Annotated in this window: 8 protein-coding genes; 4 read left to right on the forward strand and 4 right to left on the reverse strand. The window is 37.8% G+C overall.

From position 1 onward, the window contains the following. Positions 1-80 precede the first annotated feature (80 nt). From H4J76_RS07725 to H4J76_RS07740, 4 genes are all read right to left on the reverse strand, one after another. Positions 81-3,398 (reverse strand): DEAD/DEAH box helicase, encoded by a 3,318-nt coding sequence (locus H4J76_RS07725; protein WP_182214179.1) that lies wholly within the window; start codon positions 3,396-3,398, stop codon positions 81-83. 351 nt (positions 3,399-3,749) lie between these two features. Then, entirely contained in the window at positions 3,750-5,249 is a 1,500-nt protein-coding gene (locus H4J76_RS07730) for an ABC transporter permease (protein ID WP_182230369.1), read from the reverse strand. A gap of 9 nt (positions 5,250-5,258) precedes the next feature. Then, on the reverse strand, positions 5,259-5,957 hold the full coding sequence (locus tag H4J76_RS07735; RefSeq protein WP_182221704.1) for an ATP-binding cassette domain-containing protein: 699 nt from the start codon (positions 5,955-5,957) through the stop codon (positions 5,259-5,261). Then, a complete protein-coding gene (locus tag H4J76_RS07740) occupies positions 5,957-6,823 on the reverse strand; it encodes a putative selenate ABC transporter substrate-binding protein (RefSeq protein ID WP_182230370.1) in 867 nt (288 codons plus the stop codon). Before H4J76_RS07740 ends, H4J76_RS07735 begins: the two co-directional genes overlap by 1 nt. A 543-nt stretch (positions 6,824-7,366) precedes the next feature. On the opposite strand from H4J76_RS07740, the gene H4J76_RS07745 reads away from it, so the two are divergent. The 4 genes from H4J76_RS07745 to H4J76_RS07760 all read left to right on the forward strand — a co-directional run bounded on the left by H4J76_RS07745 (position 7,367) and on the right by H4J76_RS07760 (position 13,805). Continuing rightward, on the forward strand, positions 7,367-8,641 hold the full coding sequence (locus H4J76_RS07745) for a S8 family serine peptidase (protein WP_182214186.1): 1,275 nt from the start codon (positions 7,367-7,369) through the stop codon (positions 8,639-8,641). A 171-nt stretch (positions 8,642-8,812) separates the two neighbouring features. Then, the gene (locus H4J76_RS07750; protein WP_182214188.1) at positions 8,813-10,141 is read left to right on the forward strand and encodes a DEAD/DEAH box helicase; all 1,329 of its coding nucleotides are present in this window, start codon (positions 8,813-8,815) and stop codon (positions 10,139-10,141) included. A 427-nt stretch (positions 10,142-10,568) separates the two neighbouring features. Next, on the forward strand, positions 10,569-13,163 hold the full coding sequence (locus tag H4J76_RS07755; RefSeq protein WP_182230371.1) for an EAL domain-containing protein: 2,595 nt from the start codon (positions 10,569-10,571) through the stop codon (positions 13,161-13,163). A 180-nt stretch (positions 13,164-13,343) separates the two neighbouring features. Beyond that, positions 13,344-13,805, forward strand: coding sequence for a nuclear transport factor 2 family protein (locus tag H4J76_RS07760; protein WP_182230372.1), 462 nt, complete (start codon positions 13,344-13,346; stop codon positions 13,803-13,805). Positions 13,806-14,033 lie beyond the last annotated feature (228 nt).

Genomic DNA, 14,033 nt, shown 5'->3' on the forward strand with positions numbered 1-14,033 from the left:
AATGACGTGTCATTAAAAGCGAGTTGATGACTCTACTTATTCTCATCAACTCTATGCAATGTAATGGCTATTATTTCAAATTAGCTTAGCGGTGCTAGCAACGAGCCTAAAATATCATCTGTTAAACTCAGCTTATTATCACTGACTTCTTCAGACAATAAAGCTTTAGCAAGTTCTGCTTTATTTTGCTGTATTTTTTGGATTTTCTCTTCTATTGAATTTTCTATAATATATTTATAAACAAAAACAGGTTTGTCTTGTCCAATTCGATACGCTCTGTCAGTTGCTTGATTCTCCACGGCAGGATTCCACCAAGGGTCAAAATGAATCACGGTATCGGCAGCGGTTAAGTTTAAGCCAACACCACCAGCACGTAAGCTAATCAAAAATACCGGCACTTCACCTTCTTGGAATTTGTCTACCACGGCCTGTCTGTTGGTCGTTGAACCAGTTAGTTTAACAAAATCAATGCCTTCTGCCACCAACTCATCTTCTATTAAAGCAAGCATACTGGTGAACTGAGAAAAAATTAATATTTTGCGACCTTCAGCAATTTGCTCAGGTAGCGTTTCCATTAAGTAGTCAAGCTTGGCTGATTGGTTTACTTTTTTAGCGCCTTCAAGTGATAATAATTTAGGGTGATTACAAACCTGTCTTAGTTTTAATAATGCATCCAATACTTCTATCTGACTGCGCTTTAAGCCTTTGTCAGCAATGATATCTTTTAAACGACTGTCCATCGCTAAACGCACTGATTCATAAAGCTCAGCTTGCTGACCTTCAATACGCAATTTTTGAATGATTTCAGTCTTTGGCGGCAACTCAGTGGCTATTTTATCTTTCGTTCTGCGTAAAATAAATGGCTTGATGCGTTGGTTTAATAACTGCTTACGCTCTTGCTCACCATGCTTCTCTATCGGTGTTCTAAAGAGTTTAGTAAATTGTCTTTGGCCACCAAGAAAGCCCGGTAATAAGAAATTAAATTGTGCCCAAAACTCACCTAAATGATTCTCCATCGGTGTACCGGTCAAGCATAATTTATGTTGCGCTTTGAGGGTCAAAAAGGCTTGGTATAATTTTGTTTTAGTGTTCTTTATATAGTGAGCTTCATCGAGCACTAGATAATAAAATTTTTGCTGGCTATAAAGCGCTAAATCTTTAGTAATCAATGCATAGCTGGTGATGATAATATCAACTTGATTCTCAAGTCCTTCAAAACAATCAAAATGCTGCTGGCGTTTACTGCCGTGTAAAACGCGATAAGAAAGTTGTGGGGTAAATTTCTCTATTTCATTTGCCCAGTTAAAAATAACACTGGTTGGTGCCACAATGAGCACGGGCTTAGTAAGGCGGCCTTGTTGTTTTTCAATTAATAGGTGCGCTAAGGTTTGAATCGTTTTACCTAAACCCATATCGTCAGCCAAAATACCATTTAATTGATACTCGCGTAAGAACTGCAACCAATTTAGCCCTTGATGCTGATATGTTCTTAAGGTCGCATTCAATCCTTCTGGCACAGGAACCGTGGTCACTTGTTGGAAGTCTCTGAGTTTGTCAGCTAAGCTTCTTAACTTACTGGTACCCGTGGCTATCATTCCTTGGTCATCTAACATTGATAATGTTTGATGTCCTTGAAAACGTGATAGCTCCATAGTGCCATTTTTATTTAAAGCATTGGGCATAAACAGCTCAATAAACTGTTTCAATATCGGTTGTACGCTTTGATAACGCAAGGCAACGAAGTCACCATTATCTAAGTCAACGTAAATAGGTGAATCAGGCGAAATAAGTTTTTCTTTTTCGCGGTCAACTAACGCCGATTTAGGGAGTTGTTCAATCGCGCCAAGCAAAATAGGAAATGCCGGCATTTTTTTACCATCAATGGTTAAGTTTAACCCTAATGAGAAAAAGTCATGGTCATCGGTTTGAATAACTTCAGCATCAAAAACACTGTCGGTAGCGAGCGCCTTATAATAAAAATCATCGGTAAAAGTTATATGCCAGCCTAAATTCTTAAGTGGTTGTACTTCTTGATGCAAAAAGTGATGCCAAAGGTAGCGCCCTTGCATTAGCATCGAAAATTTAGGCGTTTTATCTTTATTTAAATAGTCTTCATTGGTGAAAGTATAACGCTTAGCTTTGGGCTGAACGGTAAATTTTAACGTCGTCAACTTATCGATAACCGCTTGTTCAAACGTTAAATCTCGATACAGTTTTATTTTTTTATCAGTTTCAGTTTCGTTATCATTTTCACTTGAGTTTTTGGGGGTAACCGTAACACTCTCATTATGTGGGTTGACTAAATTTCCTTGGTAGGAAAAGTTAACCTTTACAAAACCTGATTGTGGATCTGCTTCACGGGGGGTTGAAAAGTGCAAATGTACTTCTGGTTTGGTCAACTCTTGTGAGTATTCTGTTTTGGGTTTAGGTAAACGCTGCACAGCATCACCTAACGACATAGATAACTTATTCATGACCCAAGGTAATTTGTCTTCTTCGAAAATAGGTGAATTGAGTAAGTCTGCCTCAAAATTACATTGTGTATTGGTATTGATTTTCCCAAAGCAATTATTCTTTTCATCATAATAACAAAGTGGCTGTGCTTTGATGATAAGAATATTGGTCGAGGGTTCCATGAAAACAAGTTTTAAGGTGTGTAACTTGTTATCAAGGGCTAACCACTGCCACTGGGCTTCTATGGGATCACCCAAAGTGATCGCTTCATTTAAGTCGTAACTTGTTTGCCAAAAACAGCGATTAGTTTTGATAATACGTTCGAACAAATCAAAATACTTGATGTTATCGCCATACTGATTAGTACGGATAAGTTCGGTAAGTACAGCAACATCATCGTTATTAGCATAAGCACTATTTATTAACGAGCTGGCAGAAAACTCGCTGCCAAGTGAACTACTCCATCCACCACTATTTTTGGGGCGAGCTGATTTTATACCTAAAGTGAAATAGTCATCTTCGTTATAACTGTTAGGCTTTAAAAAGTACAATAGCGATTTTTGTTGGCTATTGGGCTGATATCTACTGGGCTGTGCTTGAAAGCGACTAAGCCATTTATCAATGACCTTTTCAGAAGTCGCAATACTGTTTTGGTCAAAATGTTCGTGAATAAAACACTGCGCTAACGCTGCGCCATGCTTACAATCTCGACCAATATAACAATCGCAATAACTGGCAATACCATCATTCTTAATATTTAGCACTAAACGAGTCAAATAAGTGCTTTGGCGAGAGCGTTCACTGTAAACGACACCACGAATTATTTCACCATCAAGGGCGCAGGTTTTAATGCCATTCGCCTGAAAAATACGCGTTCCTTTTTTCCATTCATTTTTGGCAAAGTGTTTTTCAAGTAATTCAGGTGTAAAAGTGTTTGTAGCCATAAGTTTTTAATTATTAAGAATTCAAATAGGTTGTGAATGGATAAATTAGTTTGATATCACTTCTCAATAGAATAAAAATATCAAGAGGATGATAAATATACATTAATTCAACAGCACTTTCAGGACTTACTGCTAATCGTTAATCATTTATTATATCATCTCAATAGTATCACTGAGAATTAAAACCTTCAATTTGTCTTAATACTTGTAATTAAAGGGTAATATTTTTAATGGAAGCTCATATTAAGCGCCAAGGTTTAATTTAAACACAGGTATCATTTTTTTTTAAGGACTATTGAATAGCTAATTATTTGTAATAAAATGGCAAAATCGATAAGTGTTGGTTTTAGCTTATGTCGTTAACGATTGTTTGTGGGAGTTAAGTAGCCGCATTGAAATATGATCGATGACGACATTAAGTAAAGCGGTACAGATGATAAGAATTAATGCACTACTGTAGCGTATTTCACTGAAATTACTGTCGATATAAAAACCTAATGTCATAATACCTAAAATACCAAACACGGCAGTTTCACGGACGATAATCTCGAATCGATAAAACAATAAAGCCATCATATTGGGATAAATGCTTGGCATTATGTAGTAGTTAAACTTATTTAACGTGCTTATCTGCATCAGGGGGGGCGCTATGGCGTTACTTTGTCGAACCGTTAAGTAGGCGATAACACTACCATTATGTATGGCTAGGGCAAGAATAGCAGGTAACATCGACGGGCCAAGTAATATTAAAAAAATAAACGCTAATATGTATTCAGGTACTGAACGACCAATAAGTAAAATGAACTGACCAAAATACGCAAGCGGGGCGGGCCATAAATGCTTACTTGCAATGACATGGGCATTTAAGCTAACAAAGTGGCTAGCCGCTAATGCTAATAAGGCTAAAGTTAGGGTCGATATCGCCCCAGGGAAAGCCTGTAGCGTAACAATATCGCTAAACCAAGTATAAAGTAATGACCATTGCACGTCGGCAAAACTTAAGGTGTTTACTAACGCAGGAGGAATAATATCTTGGCTAATAAAGCGTATCAGTAAACTGCTATCTAGCGTAGGAATTTCTACCAATGTTATACAAGCAATAATAAGGTAAACCCCTAATAACTTAGGAGGGCACCAATAACGAATCGTGCCAATAAGCGCAATAAATATCATCAGTAATGCAGCGCCTTCGCTATAGTTTCCTTGTTTAAAAGCGCTTTCTAAATAATAACCCAGTGTTGGCATACCAATAAATCCCAGCACAGCGCTACTGCGCAGCGCACATTCAAAACGGTAGCGTGTGTAGGTGATAAGTTGCGGTAAAACTTGAGCTATTTTGCCATAGGTATAGCGGCTAATAATATCTGCTCTGCTGTCAATACTCTCTAATGGATTGTCTGACGATTGATTGATTATATCGTGAAATACCCGAGCAAAAGTGGCGGCAAAGGGAATAGTGATCGCTAAAATGCCTGTTATTGGAGAAAGACCAAAAACTTGTAAAAATAACAGCGCCCAAAAAATCTCATGAATTGCGCGTAAAAAAGCGCAGCAGCCAGATACTAAAGGGTGTGGGTAGATGAGTGCGAGAGGAGCGCCGAGCAGCAGTCCTAAAGATACACCAATAATGGCAAAGTTAAGGGTTTGAATTATCGCTTGAAACAGGTATTCAGTGGCGAAAAAGTCAGCGTGAATAAAACCTTGAGCCATAAGCGATAACTCAAGTAAAGGGTCGAAAGTAACAATTTCTATATCAGCAAAAGGAATAATAACTAAGGCGATAAACCCTATTGATAAGGTGACTTTTTGCCAATATCCTAATGGGTAAACTGTATTTTGTCGCAACGCCATAAAATAAACCTACGCGACTGCGTCAGTTTGATAAAGTTTGCTGATCTGCTGTTGGTTAATGGACTGTTTTTTGCTGTCGAGTACCAACCGACCTTTATCTAAGGCGATAACACGATCGAAAGCGTTCATTGCCAAGGTACGGTCGTGTACAACCATAATGACAGTTTTGTGGCGAGCTAATATTATTTCAAGTAATCTTGACGCCATTAATGGGTCAAGTGCTGAAAAAGGTTCATCGCCAAGAAATATATCTTGCTGCTGATATAAAGCTCTTGCTAATGCGACTCGTTGTCTTTGCCCACCTGAAAGTTTATCTACTGACTTGGCTAAGGGCTCATCTAGTTCTAACTGCTGACAAAGTAGGCCAATATCGTGTAAGTCTTGTTTAAAAGGTCTCATTAAGTTAATAAGATTAAATAACCAATGGTGGCGAGCTAAAGCACCCATAAATATATTGTGGAAGATGCTTAAGTTATCGACTAAGCCTTGGCGCTGAGAACAAAGCGCTGCGCTGGTTTGTAAACACTGATATAAATGATGCAGTAGTGAGGTTTTTCCTGCACCAGAGGGACCAATAATCGCAACTTTTTCACCTTTATTTATCGTCAGGCTTAGATCAAAGATGACTTGAGTAGCCCCTTTGCGCTTACCTGTATTATTGCTGGCTGTTTTATGATGATAAAGGTTTAGGTTGTCGAGGGTTATCATTAATCGATAAGTCCTATCTTTTTAGCTACCGTTAATATTGGCTCAAAATCTTTATTTTTAGCATTGACAAAAGAAGAACGTGGAAAGCTACTAAGTAGCTCCGGGTTATTCATATTAAGAAGTGCCGCCTGTACTTTATTCGTAAAGCCTTTGCCAAATTCAGCATCAACATTGGCGCGTATCGTCCATTGGTAATCAGGGTAGGTGGGGGTTTCCCAAATAACACTGACTTTATTGGTGTCTATTTTTCCTGCGCTAACTGCACTTTCCCATACTTTATAATTAACAGCACCAACTTGGTAAGCGCCCGCTTGAACTTGAGCAATAGTACGGCTATGGTCACCAGAAAACCCTACGCGTTTAAACGCTTGTTGTGGCTTTTTAGCTAAATGTTGCTCAATAAAATATTGTGGCATTAATCGACCTGATGTTGAACCTTTTGAGCCGAAGGTGAAGGTTTTATCATTTATATCAGGGAAATTGTCGTTCATCGTTAACCCCGTACTGTGGTGAGCGATAAAATAGCTCTTAAAAAACTGATCTTCATAGCCTTGAGCAATCGCTTGTGATCCAGGCACTAAAAGTCGGGCTTGTACGCCAGATAAACCACCGAACCAAGCGAGTTGAACTTGGTTGTTTCTAAAGGCTGTTACGGCGGCAGAGTATGACTTTACCGGTACGTATTTAACCTTGACGCCAAGTTCCTTTTCTAAATACAAGGCTACTTTTTCGAAACGAGTTCTTAATTGAGATTCGTCTTCATCAGGGATCGCGGTAAAAGTAAAGGTTGTGGCGATAGCGTTGACACTTACTAAGGTGCTTAGTATTAACGTTAATGATGTGATTAAAGTGGTCAGTATTTTCATGGTATCTCTAGTTATTTTTAACCCAATAGTAACGTCAATATGATGATAATCGATGTTATATTGATGCAGGAAAATTATGGAAGTTTGATGGCGTATTATTACTTAAAAAATAATGATTCACACGCTTTTGCGCAATTTAATCGATACTCTGCATAAAATACCGTTTAGCCATATTTATTATTTAACATATCTAGCTGTTTCTGTTTACTTGAAACTCAATACACACATCAATAATACTGAAATCATAATTAAATCCTACCTTTTTACGCTCCTCAGCTAAATCTTAAACATTTACTATTAGCGGCGTTTTAACAGCCGTGTTTATTTGCTCGGTTTTTTTCGATATTAACTTGTTTGTTAACAAGACAATGCCTCCAGTGAGGGGTTAATATTATTAAAGTAGGGGTTTCCCCTGATGGTCATACCAGTATCAAGACTCTACATTGGTAACAACACGTTTACTTTTAGATGTGTACCAAAAACAATAATTAAGTGCTCTATCCTAGAGTAACTTGAGAAACTTAATACTATGTGGAGCCAAAAATGAAAAAGAAATTAATAAGCTTAATGATTTCATCTTGTATTGCACTGCCAGCTATTGCTGCAGAAGACAACGCACTTAGCAATATTATCGTTAGCCTAGATGCTAATCAAATCGCCAGTGTTGCAGACTTTATCGACGATTACGCTATAGCAAGTAAATATACTTACAGCCATGTTTTTACTGGTTTTTCTGCGACGGTTCCGTCAAAAGTACTTGCCCAGCTAAGTCAAGATCAACGTGTTTTGAGTGTTTCAAAAGATGGCAGAGTTCACGCAACAAAAAGTACTTCCAATCAAGTGGCAGCATGCAGTTTCTTATTTGGTTGCCAGACTAGCCAGCAAGAAACTCCTTGGGGAATTAGTCGCATAGGGGCAAATACTGATGAAAACACCGGTCAGGGGGTTCATGTTTATGTTATTGATACGGGTATAGATTCTGATCACCCAGATTTAGCTAGTAATGTCGCTAATGGTTATAGTGTTGAAATGTGTCTTGGTTTAGATTGTTCAAATAACTGGGATGATGATCAAGGCCATGGCACCCATGTTGCGGGCACCATTGGTGCATTAGATAATAACCTTGATGTTATTGGCGTAGCACCAGCCGTTACTTTACATGCCGTTAAAGTATTAAATGCTGCTGGCAGTGGCTCTAATTCTGGGGTTATTGCTGGTATTGATTGGGTAACACAGCAGGCTGAATCTTTAGGCGTAGCGGTTGTTGCTAACATGAGCTTGGGCGGTGATGGCTCTAAAACAGGTACCTGTACCAATGACGGTTTTATTGGTAATGATAACTTTCATCGCGCTATCTGTAATGCGAAAAATCAAGGGGTTATTTTTGCTGTGGCGGCAGGAAATGACAGCGCAGATGCTTATGGTTCAACGCCAGCAGCTTATGACGATGCGGTGATAACCGTTAGTGCAACCGATATAAATGATGATTGGGCTGGCTTTTCTAACTGGGGTAATGGCTCAGCTAGCTGGACTAGTCATCAATCTGCGCCAGTAGCTATTGCAGCCCCTGGAGCTAATATTTTATCGACTAAAAGTGGCGGTGGCACAACAACGATGAGCGGCACATCAATGGCCGCTCCACATGTTGCGGGTGTTTTAGCGCTTTACTTGGAGTCTATATCACTAAACCCTGATGGCAGCGCTTTTGGCGCAGCAAGAGATTGGTTACTTTACAACAGTGAGTCTAATGCTAATTTAACTAATACAACGGGTCAGCCTCACCAAGAAGATTTTCTTAACGCCGAAATATCTAAATAAAGAAGTAAAGAGTTATTAGTAAAATTTAACTATCTTGTCAGGGTGTTCCCTTAACCTGAATTTAATTCACGTTAAGGGCTTTCTGCTAGGGTTAGTCAATTTTATTAACTTACTGGGGCAAAAATAGGCTAAAATATACTTACTTATTTTAGCCTTGAGCCCTTTATCTTAATGACCTCTATTTCAACCCCAGCCCAGTTTACAGAACTTGGTCTTATTCCCCCCCTATTAGCTCGATTAACTGAGCTCAAATATTTGCAGCCGACGCCTATTCAGGCACAAGCTATTCCAAGTGTTTTAGCAGGACGTGACTTAATTGCAGGGGCAAATACCGGTTCAGGTAAAACAGCCACCTTTGCATTACCACTTTTGCAGCACATTTTTTTACAACTGTCTGCTGATACAGCCTCAAATAGCAAGAGTAACAAGAGTAACAAGGGGAATTATGTTACTGGGCTTATTTTAGTACCTACGCGTGAACTTGCTAAACAAGTAGCAGAGAGCATTAAATCTTATGCCGTGCATTTCAATGGTGCGATAAAAACGGTTGCTGTTTTTGGTGGTGTATCTGTGAATACACAAATGTTGGCATTACGAGGTGGCGCCGATATTCTGGTGGCAACCCCGGGTCGATTACTCGATTTAATTTCAAGTAATGCCATTAAGCTTGATTTGGTTAAGACCTTAGTCCTTGATGAAGCCGATAGGATGTTAAGCTTAGGTTTTACCGAAGAGTTATCTGCGCTGTTAGCTTTATTACCTAAGAAAAAACAAATATTATTATTTTCAGCAACCTTTCCTGAACAAGTAAAAACGTTAACCCAAGAATTACTTAACAACCCGATCGAGATACAAGTTCAAAGTGCTGATGCAAGTACGCTAGTCCAGCGTGTCTTTAGCGTTAATAAAGGCGAAAAAACCGCAGTGTTAGCACATTTAATTGCAGAAAATGAATGGCGACAAGCGCTCATCTTTGTTAATGCTAAACACCACTGTGAGCATTTAGCTGAAAAACTTGCTAAACGTGGTATTACCGCGGCAGTGTTTCATGGTGATAAAGGTCAAGGCGAACGAAGTAGGGTGCTTGATGGTTTTAAAGCTGGCGAGATTGACGTGCTCATTGCCACAGATATAGCCGCTCGCGGACTAGACATTGAAAAACTGCCGGTGGTTATTAATTTCAACTTACCGAGAAGTCCGTCAGACTACATGCATCGTATTGGTCGAAGTGGCCGTGCTGGTGAAGTAGGTTTAGCTTTATCATTGATTGACCATGAAGACTTTCATCACTTTAGTATCATCGAAAAGAAAAATAAAATTCGTCTTGAACGTGAGCAAGTCAAAGGTTTTGAAGCCGATGAAGTCAGTAATGATTCAATTACTGCCGCAGAAAAACCCATGGCAAAGCCTGAAGGCACAGGAAAGAAAAAGCGTAAAAAGAAAGGGGCGGTGAATACCATAAACGCTGATATTTGGGCCGGTTATAGCGACACAGAATAACAGTGATTAAACTAAGCGGCTGAATGTATATTCAGCCTAATGAGCTAATGTCTTACTTAGCAAATAAAAACATCAGTCATTTATTGGCTTGGTGTTTTTTTTATGGTGTTTTAGCAAGATTTAGCCCAATAGAATAAGTGCTAATGCACTTTTATTGACGGTCAATAATCGCTAAATTATAAAGTGTAACTTCTAATCTTCAATACTCTTTTTGACTTCCTGTTATTAATCTCACCCTATGTTACTATCTTAGTATTAAATGGAATTAAGTTAATTTAACGAACTATCTTAATGCAGTTTTTACTTGAATAAAATTTAACCTTCTTTTTAAGTATAATAGGATAATATGTTCAATGTTAAGCGCTTCTGCCTGCTAAAGGCGATCAAGGTTTCGTTCAAAAAATATCGGTATCTTTGCGCTTTTGTTATGCTGTTATTATTTTCAAATGATACTTTTTCAATGAGTGACTTTAGCGCTATTTTTGAAAAACATAGCGCAGTTATGTTAATCATTGAGCCTAAAACCGGTAATATTCTTCAGGCAAATTCAGCCGCTCAACATTTCTATGGATTCGCAGAAAAAAAACTTGAGTCACTGGCTATTCAAGACATTAACCTGTTGAGTGTAGAGCAAGTCGCTTCAGAAAGAGCCTTAGCTAAATCAGAAGATAGAAATTATTTTATTTTTAGACATCAAACCAGTAATGGCGATATTAAAACCGTGTCGTCACATTCCATTCCGATAACTTATAATAATAAAGCTGTGCTCTTTTCTATTATCCAAGATGTGACATCAGAAAGGGAATATCAGCAAGCGCTTTGGCATTATCAAAGTAATTTAGAGAACTTGGTCGACAAGCAAGTTAATGAAATCGATAAAACTAAAAAAAACTTAATACAACTATTAGTGATAGGTCTCTTGTTATTATCGACCTTGAGTCTGTTTTTACTTTTTATGTTAAAACGAAAAAATGAAGCTGAAGCTCAGCGTTCATTAATTGCTCAAATTGTAGAGCAAAGCCCAGTCTCAATTCAAACCACAGACCTTAATGGTATTATCACTTATGTTAATAAAGAATTTGTTAAAAGTTCTGGGTTTCAAGCAACAGAAGTGATCGGTCAAAAAACAAATATTCTTAAATCTGGTTTTCATCAATCTCCGCTCTATGAGAATTTATGGGCAACAATAACATCAGGTAAACACTGGGTCGGGGAGTTTTATAATCAGCGAAAAAATGGTGATAATTTTTGGGAGAAAGCCAATGTATATCCCCTCAAAGATGCTAAAAATAGAATCACCAGTTATGTAGGGATTAAAGAAGATATTACCCAAATTAAGCAAGATGAAAAACAGTTGAGACTCGCTTCAACGGTATTTAAAACCGCAACAGAGGCTGTAATGGTTACCGATATTGATAATAATATTGTTGCGGTTAATCAAGCGTTTATATTAATTACTGGCTATGAGGAAAAAGAAGTCTTAGGTAAAAACCCCACATTGTTAAGCTCTGGTCATCATGATACAGAATTTTATCAGCGCATGGCGGCAGATTTGGAAAGCTTGGGGCAGTGGCAAGGTGAAATCTGCAATCGACGTAAAAATGGTGAGGTGTTTTATGAATGGTTATCTGTTACTGCTTTGAGAGATGAGTTTGGGCACTTAGAGTCTTATGTTTCATTATTTAGTGATATTACTAAACGTAAAAAGGCCGAAGATAAAATTTATCGCCAAGCTAATTACGATTCATTGACCGGACTCGCCAATAGAAATCTGTTTGTCGACAGATTTGAGCATACTTTGGAACTTGCCCAACGGGACAATAATAGAGTTGCTATATTTTTTATTGATTTAGATGGCTTTAAGAATGTTAATGATACCTTTGGCCACGCTAAGGGAGATATGCTGTTAAAATTAACCACAGAGCGTATCAAAGAGTCGGTAAGAAAGGCCGATACGGTCAGTCGTTTGAGTGGTGATGAATTTGCAATGATTTTGTCGGGCGACAATGATGTCTTTAGTTTTGAAAAAATTGCCAGCCAGATACTTGATGAAATAGCTAAGCCATTTCATTTAATAGAAATAGAAGCTTATGTTACCGCAAGCATAGGTATATCAATATTTCCAGATGATGGCAGTACCTATGAAGAGCTATTGAGTAAAGCCGATAGCGCTATGTATAAAGCCAAAGAAAAGGGTAAAAATAATGTACAATTTTTTACTAAAGAAATGGATATCAAAGCCCAACAACGAAGGCATCTAGAAGTTGAATTACGCAAGGTTATTGTTAACAAGGAGTTAATTTTACATTATCAACCTATCCATCAAGTTAGTAGTAATAAAGTTGTTTCTGCTGAGGCATTAGTTAGATGGCTACACCCAATAAAAGGCTTGGTTCCACCGGCTGACTTTATTGCATTAGCAGAAGATATTGGTTTTATTACTGAAATTGGAGATTGGGTCTTAGAAGAAGCTTGTAAACAAGCTAAATGCTGGCAAAGCCAATTTGATCTTGCACCAAAGATATCAGTTAATATCTCGAGTGTGCAGTTTCAACGTCAGGATTTTATCAGTAAACTTGAAACTATCTTAGCAAAAACACAACTTGCTCCAGATTCACTGATCCTTGAAATGACTGAAAGTTTATTAATTCAAGAAGATGATCAAACCCTAATTCAGTTATCAGCTATAAGAGCTATGGGTATAGAACTGTCGATTGATGACTTTGGTACCGGTTATTCGTCACTTAGCTACTTAAAGCGGTTTCCTATTAGCATATTAAAAATAGACCGCGCTTTTATTAAAGATATTACCTTTAATGCTGAAGATGAAGATGAAGCTTTGGCTTGCGCTATCTTGTCGATGGCAAAAAGTTTAGGTTTAAAAGTGGTTGCCGAAGGGGTTGAAGATCTTGCTCAGTGCCAATTACTAACTAAGCATCAATGCGATTATATTCAAGGATATTTTTTTAGTCGCCCACTCGAAGAGCACGCCTTTATTGCGTATCTCAACGACAATATTTAGCAATCGAACGTGCAAAGTAATGGTAATAAAAACTTATCTTGGTACGTAACGGTTAATTTTTATTAAAAACTATTACTCAAAGATAATCAGAGTTTAGGTTTTTGCTATAAAGTTTATTAACAAAGTGTCTATCAATTTAGCTAGGCATAATTATAAAATAACTGATTACTAGGGAAAACCATGAACAATAAAAATTTACTTATTCTTATTCTTACTTTATCAGTAAGCGTTAATTCATTGGCCAATGAAGCCGTTTTTAGACCGGTTGAAACACTATTTTCTGCGATGTCAGCAGCAGACCATCTTAAAATGAAAGCCGTGGTCACTGACGATTTTCAGTTGTTAGAAGCCGGCGAAGATTGGAGCTTAACCGACCTGATTAACGTTGTTAAACCCTCAGAGTATAAAAGAAGAAACTATTTTAGTGTCATTAAAACAAGGGTTTATAGTGATGTTGCATGGGTGAGTTATTGGAATAAAGCAACTTTCAATAATGGCAAGGAAGAAAGTACTGTAGCTTGGTTAGAAAGTGCCGTCATGGTGAAAGTGGCGGGGCAATGGAAAATGCAAATGCTGCATTCAACGCGAATAAAAGCTGAGAGTATTCCTAAAGATATTTTATTGTCTGAATATGTTGATTAACCTGCGAACAACAGATTCAGATGTGACTAAGTATTGAAATTGAAAAATAATGACCTGCAGTCGCGACAAACTGTCTTTTCCTAAAAGCGCTAAAACAGTTTATAATAGCGTCGAAAAATTCGACTGGCAGCTGATCTTGAACATTCAAAGTGATCTCCTTAAACTTTATCCATTTTCTATTGAATTAAAATAAGTCTTTATTTTAATTCCTTGATTAGTATTTTCGGA

The organism is Colwellia sp. BRX9-1 (genome assembly GCF_014077195.1).
Classification (GTDB): domain Bacteria; phylum Pseudomonadota; class Gammaproteobacteria; order Enterobacterales; family Alteromonadaceae; genus Colwellia_A.